The sequence below is a fragment of the Neorhizobium sp. PAMB6630 genome (assembly GCF_058242775.1).
Genome location: NZ_CM177836.1, coordinates 3,694,398 through 3,707,917, shown reverse-complemented (window position 1 = coordinate 3,707,917; position 13,520 = coordinate 3,694,398). Strand labels below are relative to the sequence as shown.

The window sequence follows — 13,520 nt, the reverse complement described above, 5'->3', positions numbered from 1 at the left end:
TTGTGATGAGCGATTTCGACAGGACCGAGACGATCGACCAGGGCAGGCTCGCCTGGATCACCGGCGCCAGTTCCGGCATCGGGCGGGCGGTGGCGCAACGTCTGGCCCGTGATGGCTGGCGGGTTGCCGCAAGCGCCAGAAGTGCCGACAAGCTGGACGAACTCGCCGCCCTCCATCCGGGGCGGATCTTTGCGTTTCCGCTCGATATCACCGACCGCGTGGCCGCAAACGCTGTGGCGGATGCGGTGCGCGCAGCGCTTGGGCCAATCGATCTCGCGATCTTTTCCGCGGGCACCTACAAGCGCGACAGCGTGCGCCATTTCGATAGCGGCAATCTTGCTGAGACCTTCAACCTCAATGTCATCGGCACCGGCCATACGCTGGAAGCGGTGATCCCTGACATGATCGCACGCAGACAAGGCGAGATTGCCGTTGTGGCGTCCGTTGCCGGGCTGGTCGGGCTTCCGGGCGGTGGTTTTTACGGGGCAAGCAAGGCGGCGCTCAACAATCTCTGCCAGGCGCTTCGCCCGGAGCTGGAGCGGGAAGGGGTGCGGCTTCGCATCATCAATCCCGGCTTCGTCGATACGCCGCTGACGGAAAAGAACGATTTTCCGATGCCGTTCCTGATTTCCGCCGAAGAGGCCGCCGATGCGATTGTCGACGGGCTGAAGACGAACCGCTACGAAATCATCTTTCCGTGGAAGATGGCACTGTCGATCAAGCTGCTTGCGGCCCTGCCAAAGGCGCTTCTGTTCAAGATCACCCGCAGGATGCTGCGCAAGTAACAGGGCCAAAAGGCTCGGGGCCCCGCGCCCCGAACCGTCCGTTATCGGGCAAAACCCTCAGCGCGCCGGGTTTTCCAGCCGGAACTGCGCCACATCGATGCGGCCGCTGCGAAACCCTGCAGCGCAATAATTGAGGTAATAGTGCCAGGTGCGGAAGAACCGCTCGTCGAAACCAAGCGGCGCGATCTTCGGCCACATGGCATTGAAGGTGCGGTCCCAGGCGAGCAGCGTGCGCTCGTAATCACGGCCGAAGCGGAAGCAATCCTTCACCGTCAGGCGGGCCTTTGATGCGATGGCGCCAAAACCGCTGATCGTCGGCAGCATGCCGCCAGGAAACACATAGGTCTGGATGAAATCGGCGTGGCGGCGGTATTGCTCGAAGCGGCTTTCATCGATGGTGATCACCTGGATCATCGCCTCGCCGCCGGGCACCAGCAGGTCGCGCACCTGCTCGAAATAGATCGGCCAGTGTTCCTCGCCAACCGCTTCGAACATCTCGATGGAAACGATCTTCGAAAACTGGCCGGTGCAATCTCGGTAATCCTGCAGGCGGATTTCGCCGTTTGCGGAAAGGCCGGCTTCCGCCAGCCGTTCCGTCGCAAACGCCGCCTGCTCGCGTGAAAGCGTCAGGCCCGTCACACGGCAGCCCGTCTCGCGAATGGCCTGCTCCATGAAGCCGCCCCAGCCGCAGCCGATTTCCAGCACGTGATCGTTATGGGTAATGCCGAGTTCGCGGATGATGCGGGCGTATTTTTCGTGCTGTGCAGCCTCCAGGCTCATCTCCGGCGTTGCATAGATGGCCGAGGAATAGGTCATCGAGCGGTCCAGCCAGACCTCGTAGAATGTGTTGCCGAGATCGTAATGGAAGGCGATGTTGCGCCGGCTGCCGGCCTTGGAATTGCGCCGCAGGCGGTGGCGCAGATGCGCGATCCGCGCCATCAGCGCCATCGGCCGGTCAAGCTTCTCCCAGCCATGTTCGTTGGCCAGCGCCAGATCCAGCACCTGGCCGAGATCAGGCGTCTCCCAGTCGCCATCCATATAGGCGCGGGCAAAGCCCAGCCCGCCGCCCGTCATCACCCGGCGCAGAATGCGCGACCGGTGGATGCGGATGGTGGCGCAGGGGCCGTTCGCCCCGTCACCGAAATGGTGCTCGCGCCCTCCGGGGAACACGACGGTCAGGCGCCCGTGTCGCGTGCCCGAGAGCATGCGTACGAGGATGCGCTGCCAAAACGGCGCGCGGTCAGCAGTGAGGCTGGTTTCCCGCTCTCCGGCATGGCTCATGTTTCAGTTCCTCCACTCACAACGACCGGTTCCACCGAGCTTGCGATGCGGCTTGCTGCAGGACGATGCCGATGGAGCGGCACACCCTTCAGGAAGAGGCGCACCGCCTCGTAATGGATGCCCGCCATGATCTTCATGGTCATCAGCGGGTATGAAAACAGTGCTCGCCCCAGCGTGCGGTCGCTGAGCGCGCTCCTGCGGCCGGCAAAGCTTGCGAAAAGAAGGTCACCTTCGGCGTCCCGCTCGCTGATCGCGATTTTCACGCGCTCTCCCGGCGGGGTGATGTCGAAGTCGTAGAGGCAATCCATGGGAACGAAAGGAGAGACATACATGGCCTTGGCGCAGGTGTGGCGCACACGGTCCGGATGGGCTGCTTTCGCGGGTATGATATACGTATGCCGTTCATGGAATGTATTGCAGACCTCATAAAGCAAGGCCAGCAGATTTCCGTTTGCATCCGTGCAGAAATAAACGGTGAGCGGATTGAAGACATAACCCAGGATGCGCGGATAACAGAGAACGCGGATGGTGACGTCGCGGTTATCGATGCCGGCCTCAGCCAGATGACCTTCCACCCATTTTCGCAATCCGCCACGCTCGCCGTTGCCGTGGTCCTTGTCGTGAAAACTGTAGATGGCGGCGCGGTTATAACCGAACAGCTTCAGCCGGCGGTCCAGCGCCTCCAGTTCGTCAAGATCGATGAGGATGGAAAACACACTGTAGGTGAGATTATGCTTCTTTGGACGGTGGCGGGCATGCACCACCGTGCCGAAATAGAGGGCGGATTCCTCCGTCATTCTGCCGCCGCCAGCAGGGGATCGGCAAAGATGCGACCGGACTGGTCCTTCACCTGCCACGGCCGCTTGAGGCCCGTTGCCGCTTCTGCCGCTGCAAGGCCGGCCTGCAGGCCATCCTCATGAAAGCCGCTGCCGAAATGGGCGCCGCAGAAAAACGTGTCACGCCGCCCCTGCAGGGCCCAGACTTCGCGCTGCGCTGCCATGGAGGCGAGGTCGAACAGCGGATGGGTGTAGTGATAGGTGCCGATCACGCTCTCCTCGCGGATGTCGCGGCACGCATTCAGCGTCACGAACAGCGGATGACGCTCCGGCAGGTTCTGCAGCCGGTTCATCCAGTAGGTGACGCAAAGCGGGGCGCTGTCGTTTTCGCGCTTGCCACCGATGTAGTTCCAGCTCGACCAGACGGCCTTTCGCTTCGGCATCAGCCGCACGTCGGAATGCAGCACGGCGACATTGTCGGTATAGCGGAATCCACCGAGGATCCGCGTCTCCATCTCGTCGGCATCACCAAGCATGCCCAGCGCATCATTGGCGTGGGTTGCAACGATCACGGTATCGAAACGGTCCACGTCACCTTTGCTGTCGGTGATCGTCACGCCACCGGCGGCAAGTCTTTCGATGCGGGCAACGCCGCAGTTGAGGCGGATCTCGCCTTTGAAATCCTCGGCAATGCGGCGCACATACTGGCGGCTTCCGCCTGACACGGTGCGCCAGAGCGGCCGACCCGACAGGAGGATCAGGCCGTGATGCACGAAAAAGCGGATGAAGGCCTGCAGCGGATAGGCGCGCATATCCGTCGTCGTCATCGACCAGATGGCAGCGCCCATCGGCAGAAGGTGGTCGTCGATGAAGGTTTTTGAATAGTTCTCGCGGTCGAGATAGTCGCCCAGCGTCATCGCCTGCAGGTCGGGGCGTCCCATCAGGCTTTCGGCTTCGCGATAGAAACGCAGCACATCTGACAACATGCGCCAGAAGCGCGGGCGCGCGGCATTGCGGCGCTGGCCGAGAATGCCCTTCAAGCCGGTGCCGGAATATTCAAACGCACCATCCTCGATGGAGGCGGCAAAGGACATGTCGGAGGCATCCGTTGCCACGCCGAGATGATCAAAGAGCGCCACGAGATTGGGATAATTCTTGTCATTAAAAACGATGAAGCCGGTATCGACGGGAAGTTCCCCATCGGGCGTCTGAACCAGAACGGTGTTGGAATGGCCGCCGAGCCGGTCTGCTGCTTCATAGAGCACCACGTCATTTTCCCGGGAGGCCAGCCAGGCTGCGGAAAGACCGCTGATACCGGAGCCGACGACGGCAATGCGACGATGTTCTGTTTTCACTGAAACAATTCCCCATGTTTCTTGTTAGCCTACGATTGGCCTCTACGAAGGCTGGGGGCAAATGGTTTCGTCTGAAATTTCTTTTTGTCGGTGATCCGGCCGCAAGAGGGTGGCGTAATTGGCCGCATGAGCTTCAGTATTTCCATATCGGCAAGGACGTGCCACAACGAGAAAAAAGCGGGTGTCTTCCCGCTTTCCCGCGTGAAGCATGGCCTTAAGATGAAACGGACTGACAGGAACCTACCGGAACCGGATCTTTCTCAGGAAGAGCTTTGCAACCTGCTTGCAGCCGTCGGCGCAGAGCGCAGCGTTACCGCGTTCGAGACGATCTTTCGCTATTATGGGCCGCGCGTGCGGTCCTTCATGGCCATGAAGACGCGTGACATGCAGCTGGCCGAAGAGTTGATGCAGGAAACCATGACGGCCGTGTGGAACAAGGCTGTTCAATTCGATCCGAGCCGGGGCAATGTGTCCTCCTGGATCTTCACGATCGCGCGCAACCAGCGCATCGATGCCTTTCGCCGCAAGCGGCCGGTGTTTGATGAAAACGATCCGGTTTTCGTGGCCGACAACGCACCGCTCGCCGATGTGGAACTGGAAGGGCGCCAGGATGCCGAACTCCTGCGTCAGGCAATGGAGACATTGCCGCCCGAACAGCTCGATGTTCTCAGGCGCGCCTTCTTCGATGAAGCCTCTCATTCAACCATAGCAGAAGACATGGGAATTCCCTTGGGTACCGTGAAATCACGCATCCGGCTGGCTTTCGACAAGTTACGCACCACGCTGGAGGGCCGGCGATGAACGTCAAGCATCATATCAGCGATGAACTGCTGCTCGATTATGCCTCCGGCAATCTGTCTGAGGGGTGGAGCATTGCCGTTGCCACACATCTGGCGCTTTGCCCCTCCTGTCGTCGCACGCTGGAGGCCATGGAAGGTGCCGCCGGCGCGCTGTTAGATAAGGTGGTGAGCGATCACCCTGTCACGACATCCGATTGGGATACGCTTCGTGCCCGTATCACCGGCGAGGCACCGGCCACCATGACCGCGCCTTCGTCCGCGAAAGCCAAACCGGCAGCCTCTATCGGCAAAGGTGTGGCAAGCGTCATCCCGGAACCGCTGCGGTCCTATCTCGGCGGCGATGTCGAGACGCTGAAGTGGCAGGCTCTCGGGCGTGGCGCCTATCAGATCCGCATTCCGACGGCGGATCGGGCAACGCAGGTGCGCCTCCTTAAAATTCCCGCCGGAAAACCGGTGCCGGAACATACCCATGAGGGGCGCGAGCTGACGCTGGTTCTTGCCGGCAGCTTCCGCGATGGCGACGAGGTGTTTGCCCGCGGCGATCTGGAAGAAGCCGATGGCAGCCTGTTGCATACACCGACGGCGACCGAAGGTGAGGACTGCATCTGCCTTGCCGTTACCGAAGCGCCGCTGAAATTCAGCAGCTGGATTGTGCGGATGATCCAGCCCATCCTCAAGATTTGAGGATAGAAACGGAGAAGATCGATGGTCGTCTATGTGGTGGCTTACCTGTCGACGGCCGTGGTGTTCTTCGGTCTTGATTTCCTCTGGCTTGGCAAGGTTGCAACCGGCTTCTACCGCAGCCAACTGGGCGACATGATGCGCGAGCGGCCGGATTTTGCCGCGGCCGGCGCCTTCTATCTCGTCTATATCGCCGGCATCGTTTATTTCGCTGTGCATCCACATCTGCAGGGTGGCACCTGGGCGCAGGCGCTTCTGTCCGGTGCCATCCTTGGCCTCATCGCCTACGGCACCTATGACATGACCAACCTTGCGACCCTGAAGAACTGGCCCGTGACCATGACGCTGGTGGATCTTGCCTGGGGCACGCTGCTGACCGGCACCTCTGCTGCCGTGGGCTTGTGGGTCACCCGGAAATTCATCGGCTAGCACCCTTTTTCCGGCCGCTTTTCAGCTTTTTACGCCGTAAGTTCCGTCTGGTTGTGTGATCAGGCGGGAACAATCCCGCGTGCCTCCGGTTGTCTCCCTGATCGCAGCGAACTCTTCGCAAAAGCCGATCACCCGTCATTGAAGGGAGAGTTCCATGGCAGAAAACGATATCGGGAGCGGCAAGACCGGCTCCACCTATTCATCCATTCGAGAACAATCGGCCCGACCGGCAGCCGCATCTTCGACAGAGCCTGGCGCAAGCCTCTATGAGGCCGACAGCCGCCCCAGCAGCGAGGCCGGCTCAGACAATCGCCCAGGCGATGGCCCGCAGGACGACACGGCAGGCACGCGAGCCGCCTCGGGCAGCGACCTACGCCAGATGGCCAAGGACGATCTTGCCTCCGTTCGCCATGTCGCTGAAGACGGCATGTCCAAGGCGTCAGCTGCAGCAAACAAAGCAGCCGACGAGCAGAAAACCTATGCGGCAGACCGCGTGGCTGGCGTTGCAACCGCCATCGAAAAGGTCGGCTCCGAGCTTGAAGGCGAACAGCCCGAGCTTGGCCGCATGACACGCCAGATGGGCGAAAGCGTCCAGCGCTTTGCCGAAGACATCAAGGGCCGTGACCTTGGCGAACTTGCCGGCATGGCGGAAGATTTCGGCCGCCGCCAGCCGCTCGCCTTCCTCGGCATTGCCGCCATTGCGGGCCTTGCTGCCAGCCGTTTCATTGGCGCCTCGGCCAGCCGCCAGTCCGCGATGACGTCACGCGCGGGGCGTGGAGAGGGTGGGCGCCCGGCGCCTGCTGCCGTCCAGCCGGCCGCGTCTCCCACCAGGGCCAGCACATCACCAGTCACGGGAGGCTCCAATGTCTAATACACCTGAAAACCGCCCGCTTTCCGAACTGGTCACCGGCCTGGTCGGTGATATCTCCGGCCTGTTTCGCAAGGAAATCAATCTTGCCAAGGCCGAAGCCTCGGAAAAGGTTTCGCATGCACTGACCGGCGTCGAAACGCTTGCCGCCGGCCTGGTGTTTGCCATCGCAGCCGTCGGCGTTCTGCTGGCAGCTGTCGTCAACGGCCTCACCGCCTTCCTCGTTGCGCGCGGCTTTGCCGAACACAATGCCGATGCCATTTCCTCGGTCGTGGTGGGCGTCATCGTTGCCCTTATTGCCTGGGGCATGATTTCCAAGGGCCTTTCGGCGCTTCGCGGCAATAACCTCAATCTCGATCGCACCACCAACTCGCTTCGCCGTGATGCGCAGGTCCTCAAGGAGAGAACGTGATGGCTTATGCTACCGATAATGCGCGCCCGGAAGATATCGAGCGCGAAATCGAAAAGGATCGCGTGCGGATCGGCGCGAAGCTGGATGAAATCCAGAACCGCATGTCGCCGGGTCAGCTGGTGGATGAGGCGCTCGCCTATGCAAAGTCAAGCGGCGGCGGGGAATTTTTCTCCAATCTCGCCGGCTCCGTCAAAACCAATCCGGTGCCGATGGCGCTGATGGGCGTCAGTCTTGCCTGGTTGATGGCAAGCCAGAACAAGCCGGCCACGGATGCAAATGCCCGGCTTGAGGATGACGAGCAGGATTACCCGCTTGCAACCGTGTCTGGACAGCTTCGCCGTGTCGGGCCGGTGGAAGACCATGCATCCGGCCGCTACAGCCATTTCGCTGATGACACCGGAAGTCGCTTCAAGGCGCTGACCGATGCATCGGGACGGCGCGCCGGCCATTTTGTCGACCAGACCGGCAAGACCTATCGTGGCTTTGCCGACAGCACAGGTCGCCGCGTACAGGATGTGCGCGATGAAACCGGCAAGATGTTCGATGAAGCGTCCGGCTGGCTGTCCGATACCTGGGCAAGTCTCGGCCATGGCGCCAGCAAGATGGCACGCACCGTGTCTGAAGCCGGCCGCTCGGCCGGTCGCAGTTCCATGGATATGGGAGCGTCGCTGAAGGAACAGTCGGCCCAGATCAACGAGACGATCCTGCGCCAGTTCAAGGATCAGCCGCTGATCGGCGGCGCGCTTGCCTTTGCCGTGGGCGCCGCCATCGGTGCTGCCTTGCCGCGCACCGACCGGGAAGACGAAATGGTCGGCGACCTCTCGGACAATCTGAAGGAGCAGGTCGCAACCCGCGCTTCGGAAACGATGGACCGGGCCGAACATGTGGCCGCCGACGTGTCACGCAAGGCTGCGGAGGTCGCGGCAGATCTTCATGACACTGCCCGCGAGCGCATCGTCGAGGAGACCCGCACCTATCGTGACGGTGATCCGGCGACCCGCCCGCACTGATCCCGTGCGCATTTGAACACAAGGCCCGTCGGATCTCCGGCGGGCTTTTTTGTAAGCTTTGCCGGTTCCTTGCACTTTTTGAGCAGAACGGTCGCAAAGAGATTGAACCTTTTGCCTGCTCCTGCGGTTTCCTCGTCGCTGACCGTCTCTTTTGTCTGACAGATCACCACGAGGACTTTTCATGGATACGATACGTAAACTCGAATGGCTTGCGCGGGCAGGTTACGTGGCGCGCGGCCTTGTTTACGTGCTGGTTGCGGGCCTTGTCCTGCTCGGCAGCCTCGGCGGTGGCCGTCCGGATTCCAAGTCGGCACTGCAACTGGTGCTTGGCCAGCCGCTCGGCCGCGTCTGGCTCGGCATAGTCTCAGTGGCGCTGATGGGGTTTGTTGCCTGGCGCATCTGCCAGGCGGTCGCCAATGCCGATGGTCATCCTCAAACGTTGAAGGGTTATGTGGTGCGTGCCGGCATGCTGGTCAGCGCTGCAACCTACACCGGTCTTGCCTTTTATGCTGCAAGCCATGCGCTGCAGATGGCAGAGGGGTCTGGCGGCGGCGGATCGAAAAGCTGGACTGCCTGGCTGATGCAACAGCCTTTCGGCCCTTATCTGGTCGGTTGCGTGGCGCTGTGTATCCTGGGGGCGGGAACTGCCCTGATCATCAAGGGCGTCGGTCGGCGCTATCACCGTTACCTGTCCTTCGATGCGAGGCACCACGGCTCACTCGATCTGTTCTGCGTGGCGGGTCTCGTCGCCAAGGGCATCGTCTTCCTCATCATCGGCTGCTTCTTTCTTTATGCTGCCTATGCGGTAAATCCGGATGAAGCCGGCAGCATGGCCGATGCGCTGGCCTGGATCAGACAGTTGCCATTCGGGGCGACGCTCTATCTTGCCATGGGGCTTGGCTTGCTGTGCTTCGGCATTTATGGCTTCATCGAAGCGCGTTACCGCAGGGTCAATCCGCCAAGCCTTGCTGAGGCGCGCCGCGCCATCCCGGTCTGAATGCCGCCGGGCAAGCCCCTGACATCAAGCTAGGCTTGACCCGGGTTTCCTGTCGCACCTGAATATTTCCTCGTCTTGAAAGGGCCGCCATGCAGCCGCGCCGGATTGCAAGCCACGTCATCGACCGGGTGAAGGCAATGGAAATGGTGACGCTTCTGTTTTTTGCCATCTTCGCCGGCGGTCTGTTTCTCTTCGCGCAATTGACAGGCGAAGTGCTGGAGGGAGACACGCATGCGCTGGATGAGGCGGTCCTGCTTTCGCTGCGCCAGACAGGGGACCTGTCCACCCCCATCGGCCCTTACTGGCTGTCACATGCCATGGACGATATCACCAGCCTTGGCGGCATAACCGTACTTTCCATCATGACGGCCCTGGCAACGCTCTATCTCGTCCTCGCACGCCGCAGGAAGATTGCCGCCTTCATGCTGTTTTCGGTCGTGGGCGGCTGGGCGACGAGCACAGTCCTGAAGATCCTCATCGCAAGGCCGCGGCCGGAAATCGTGCCGCATCTGGTGGATGTGCAGGACCTCAGCTTTCCCAGCGGCCACGCCATGCTGTCGGCGGTGACCTATCTCACGCTTGGCGCACTGCTTTCGCGCACCCAGCCGACGCGGACAACGCGCCTGTTCATGATGGGTGCAGCGCTGTTCCTGACGCTGATCATCGGCCTCAGCCGCATTTATCTCGGCGTGCATTATCCGACCGATGTGCTCGGCGGCTGGTGCGCCGGCGCAAGCTGGGCGGTGGGCTGCTGGCTTGTGGCGCGCCGTTATATTTCCGCCGAACCGTCACGGGATTAAACGGCATCCGCCAGGCCATTCCTCAGGCCATTCCGGGTGCCGCCCGCTGTCTCGAAATCAGGTCGGCACGCGCTGCTGATGGCTGCGGGCTTCGGTCAGTTCGTTCGTCGTGTGGTTGAGACGGTTTGCCAGAACGCGCATGATTTCCACCGCCATGTCGGGAAAATCGCTCATCAGCTCCAGAAAGTTTTCCTTGCTGATCTTCAGCACTTCAAGCCGCGAGGAGGCACGCACCGTTGCCGTTCGCGCCGTATCGCAGAGGATGGCGATCTCGCCGACAATCGAATTCTTGTCGACTTCGGCAACACGGATCTCTCCCGCCTCGGATTGCACCAGCACGTCGGCGGTACCGGACAGGATCACATAGGCCGCATCGCCGATGTCACCCTGGCGAAACAGGTTCTGCCCTTCGCGACAGGTCATGCGCTCGGAGGCGAACGCCAGAAGCTTCAGCTTTGCCGGCGCGATCTGGGAGAACAGCGGCACGCGCCGCAACATGTCAACCTCGTCCTTGAGTAGCATCGGTGTTTCACCTTCCGTCTCACACCCATACGATATTATGAGAGCAGTTGATTGAACATCCCATTTTTGCCTGAAAGTTCTTCAAAAGATCCGCTTTCAGCCAGATTTCCATTCTCAAAAACCAGAATGCGGTCAAAAAGTTCACTGATTTGCGCATTCGGCAGCACCCAGACGATGGAAGGGCGGTGGCCTTCTTCATGCAGGTCCTTGAGGATGTTGGTGACGATCCTGTCCTGCGCCCTCTGGTCCAGCGCCGAAAGCGGCCGGTTGAAGATGAAATAGTCCGAGCGCTTGAGCAGCGCGCGTGCAAGGTTGAGCTTTTGCCGCTGTACCGTGTTCAGCCGCCGGCCTTGCGAGCCGACATCGAAATCGAGCCCGATGGACAGGACGTGATCGGCAAGGCCCAGTTCCTCGAACAGGTCCCGGATCGTCTGGCGGATGCGCTCGGTCGTATCGACTTCCTGGAACGACAGCCGGCCGAACAGCACATTGTCCATCAGCGAGACCGAGGCGGTGAACTGTTCGGCGTCGTGACGCTCGATACGCTCGGCAAGGTCGGCCGGAATATCGGCATAAAATGCCTCGCGCGCCTTGACGATCTGCGCCATCAGTTCCTGCGTCAGCAGGCCGAAACGATGGCGCGGCTCGACATAGGAGAAGCTCAGGCGAATGATGCTCGTGCGGTCTGTCGCGGAGGCCTCTTCGAAGGGCGTGTTCTGCAGTTTCTGCAGCAGAGCTTCATAGGCCGGGATGTCATCGGCGCTCATGAAGGTCAGCTGCCGGAAGAACGGGTGGTCCGGCGGCAGGTCGCGGAAAAGCTCGACCGCGTTTTCAGCAATCGCCAGACCCATGGCGTAAAGTTGCGCCGAGACGCCGCTCTCTCCCATGACCTTGCGGAAATAGCGGTGGGCGGCCAGCGCCTGGCCCGTCATGCCCTGCCGCATGGTGCCGAACAGCAGGTTTTCGCCGACGGTTGCCTGCAGATTGTAGGCATGCGCCTCGAACGGTGCGACGATCTCCTCGAGATCGGCGTCCTGCAGCCGGCGGCGCATGGCCTGACGGATCTCGACGATGCGGTCGGTCAGCGCGTGATGGGCGGTGACATCCACCTGCGAGCGCAGGGCAAGGTCGAAAATGTCCTGTGAGATCATCACCGCATCGAGAACGGGGCGGATGACCTTCAGCAGATCGTCGGGACCGCTTGCGCCGGCAGACCTGTAGTCGATCCAGTCGCTGTTGAGGTCGAGCGCCGGATTGCCGGATCGCTGCGCTTCCATGAGATTGCGCTTGTATTTGCGCTGGCTCTGGCCGCCGTATTCGATCGTTTTCAACGGGGCATGCTTCAGCCCGTAGAGCAGGTTGTCGCGCAACGTGGCGTGGAAAAAATAGGTTTCCGAGGAGACGAAGGAAATGCGCCGCCCGGTGACGCTTTCGGGCAGTTCGAGAATGTCGGTGCCACCGATGGTGATGTGCCCAGAGGTGGGCCAGAGAATGCGCCCGAAGGCTTCGGCAAGTGCTTCGGCCCCGCTATTGCTGCGCCCGACGATTGCCACCGTCGCGTCCGGTGCGATCTCCAGCGAAAGACGGTTGAGCAAGGGTGCGCCGCTGTCATCGGTCAGCACGAGATTGCTCACCACCAGCGCATCGGACAGCTTTTCGACAGGCGTCGTCACCAGCGTCTGGATATGCGGGCCAACCAGCGTGTCCACGTCGAACTGCTCGACCACCTGGGCATATTTCACCTGCACGTCCTGGCGCGCCTGATCCCAGTCGATCAGTTCCTTCAGCGGTCCCGGCAGATCCTTGTAGGCGCTGATGACGGCAATCAGCTGGCCGATGTCGAGGCGGCCCTGAAGCGCCAGATATCCGCCGATCGCGTAAAACAGGAAGGGCGTCACCTGGGCGAGGAAGTTGTTGATGAACTTTACCAGAAACTTCCACTGGTAAAGGTCGTAACGGATGAAGAAGATCGTCGCGAGGCGGTCTGCGATGTCGGCGCGCTCGAGATTGGAGGCATCGTGGCCGCGGATGGTGTGAATGCCATCGACGATCTCGCTGACGCGGCCCGACAGCTGTCGTGCGGTCAGCTGTCGCTGGCGGCCAAGCTCCAGTAGCCGCTTGCGCATGCGCGGGATGATCAGCGCCTGCAGGGCAACGATGGACGCGGCAATCATGCCCAGCCAGAAATTCTGCAGGATGATAAAGCCGAGCGCTGTCAGCGCCTGGCCGCCCAGAAGTGCTGGCTGCACAAAGGCGTCGCCGGTGAAACCGCCGAGCGGCTCCACCTCGTCCTTGATCATCGTGGCGATTTCGGCCGATTTCACCCGCTTGAAATGGATGGGCGGAAAGCGCAGCACCCGGTCGACGAGGCTGAAACGGATACGCCGCAGCATGCGCTCGCCAAGCCGGCCCTTGTAGGTGTTGATGTAGAATTTAAACAGGCCGTTCAGCACCACCAGCCCGAGGAAAACGGTGCTGAGCGCCATCAGCGTTCCGACGCGGCCGAGCGGAAAACCTTCGAAAAGTTCGACATGGCCGAGCCATGGCAGGTCGAAGGCAATCGCCATGAACCGTTGCGTGGTATCCGGTTCTTCAAAACCCTGGCCCTGGATCGGGCCGTTGACGATGCGCTTGGGCAGGTCGAAAGCGAGAAAGTAAGGGACCATCGAGGCCGCAACCACCAGGAGGATCCACACCTGCTGCTTATAGGTGTTGGACCAGATGTACCGCGCCAGACTTTTTTCCATCATCCCCCGCGAAACCTGCCGCTGCTCGGCCTCTTTTGGCAGCCGGTGCGCGTCAAA

At 61.1% G+C, this 13,520-nt stretch carries 14 protein-coding genes; 9 read left to right on the top strand and 5 right to left on the bottom strand.

Annotated elements, in window-relative coordinates:
- The first annotated feature begins 5 nt into the window (after positions 1-5).
- On the top strand, positions 6-785 hold the full coding sequence (locus AC4CWF_RS17710) for an SDR family NAD(P)-dependent oxidoreductase (RefSeq protein WP_491282940.1): 780 nt from the start codon (positions 6-8) through the stop codon (positions 783-785).
- Between the two features lie 57 nt (positions 786-842).
- Here the strand turns inward: AC4CWF_RS17710 and AC4CWF_RS17705 are convergent, their stop codons facing one another.
- The 3 genes from AC4CWF_RS17705 to AC4CWF_RS17695 are packed head-to-tail and all read right to left on the bottom strand — an operon-like array spanning position 843 to position 4,197.
- Positions 843-2,066, bottom strand: coding sequence for a class I SAM-dependent methyltransferase (locus tag AC4CWF_RS17705; RefSeq protein WP_491282939.1), 1,224 nt, complete (start codon positions 2,064-2,066; stop codon positions 843-845).
- Entirely contained in the window at positions 2,063-2,863 is an 801-nt protein-coding gene (locus AC4CWF_RS17700; protein ID WP_491282938.1) for a DUF1365 domain-containing protein, read from the bottom strand. Before AC4CWF_RS17700 ends, AC4CWF_RS17705 begins: the two co-directional genes overlap by 4 nt.
- Complete coding sequence (locus AC4CWF_RS17695; protein ID WP_491282937.1) at positions 2,860-4,197, bottom strand: NAD(P)/FAD-dependent oxidoreductase; 1,338 nt, start codon at positions 4,195-4,197, stop codon at positions 2,860-2,862. Before AC4CWF_RS17695 ends, AC4CWF_RS17700 begins: the two co-directional genes overlap by 4 nt.
- A gap of 219 nt (positions 4,198-4,416) precedes the next feature.
- Between AC4CWF_RS17695 and AC4CWF_RS17690 the strand changes: the two genes are divergently transcribed.
- From AC4CWF_RS17690 to AC4CWF_RS17655, 8 genes are all read left to right on the top strand, one after another.
- On the top strand, positions 4,417-4,998 hold the full coding sequence (locus tag AC4CWF_RS17690) for a sigma-70 family RNA polymerase sigma factor (protein WP_491282936.1): 582 nt from the start codon (positions 4,417-4,419) through the stop codon (positions 4,996-4,998).
- The gene (locus AC4CWF_RS17685; RefSeq protein ID WP_491282935.1) at positions 4,995-5,681 is read left to right on the top strand and encodes a ChrR family anti-sigma-E factor; all 687 of its coding nucleotides are present in this window, start codon (positions 4,995-4,997) and stop codon (positions 5,679-5,681) included. Before AC4CWF_RS17690 ends, AC4CWF_RS17685 begins: the two co-directional genes overlap by 4 nt.
- Before the next feature lie 21 nt (positions 5,682-5,702).
- On the top strand, positions 5,703-6,107 hold the full coding sequence (locus AC4CWF_RS17680) for a DUF2177 family protein (RefSeq protein WP_491282934.1): 405 nt from the start codon (positions 5,703-5,705) through the stop codon (positions 6,105-6,107).
- A gap of 154 nt (positions 6,108-6,261) precedes the next feature.
- Positions 6,262-6,978 (top strand): nutrient deprivation-induced protein, encoded by a 717-nt coding sequence (locus AC4CWF_RS17675; RefSeq protein WP_491282933.1) that lies wholly within the window; start codon positions 6,262-6,264, stop codon positions 6,976-6,978.
- The gene (locus AC4CWF_RS17670; protein WP_491282932.1) at positions 6,971-7,387 is read left to right on the top strand and encodes a phage holin family protein; all 417 of its coding nucleotides are present in this window, start codon (positions 6,971-6,973) and stop codon (positions 7,385-7,387) included. Before AC4CWF_RS17675 ends, AC4CWF_RS17670 begins: the two co-directional genes overlap by 8 nt.
- On the top strand, positions 7,387-8,397 hold the full coding sequence (locus AC4CWF_RS17665; protein WP_491282931.1) for a DUF3618 domain-containing protein: 1,011 nt from the start codon (positions 7,387-7,389) through the stop codon (positions 8,395-8,397). Before AC4CWF_RS17670 ends, AC4CWF_RS17665 begins: the two co-directional genes overlap by 1 nt.
- Before the next feature lie 181 nt (positions 8,398-8,578).
- On the top strand, positions 8,579-9,394 hold the full coding sequence (locus tag AC4CWF_RS17660; RefSeq protein ID WP_491282930.1) for a DUF1206 domain-containing protein: 816 nt from the start codon (positions 8,579-8,581) through the stop codon (positions 9,392-9,394).
- Positions 9,395-9,483: 89 nt separating this feature from the next.
- The gene (locus AC4CWF_RS17655; RefSeq protein WP_491282929.1) at positions 9,484-10,194 is read left to right on the top strand and encodes a phosphatase PAP2 family protein; all 711 of its coding nucleotides are present in this window, start codon (positions 9,484-9,486) and stop codon (positions 10,192-10,194) included.
- Between the two features lie 57 nt (positions 10,195-10,251).
- Here AC4CWF_RS17655 and AC4CWF_RS17650 read toward each other — a convergent pair whose 3' ends face one another.
- Together AC4CWF_RS17650 and AC4CWF_RS17645 are read right to left on the bottom strand one after the other, a co-directional pair.
- Positions 10,252-10,716 carry a Crp/Fnr family transcriptional regulator gene (locus AC4CWF_RS17650; RefSeq protein WP_491282928.1) on the bottom strand — a complete coding sequence of 155 codons (465 nt, stop codon included), beginning with the start codon at positions 10,714-10,716 and terminating at the stop codon, positions 10,252-10,254.
- A 35-nt stretch (positions 10,717-10,751) separates the two neighbouring features.
- Positions 10,752-13,463: an ABC transporter transmembrane domain-containing protein gene (locus AC4CWF_RS17645; protein WP_491285479.1), complete on the bottom strand. Its 2,712-nt coding sequence runs from the start codon at positions 13,461-13,463 to the stop codon at positions 10,752-10,754.
- Between the last annotated feature and the right edge of the window lie 57 nt (positions 13,464-13,520).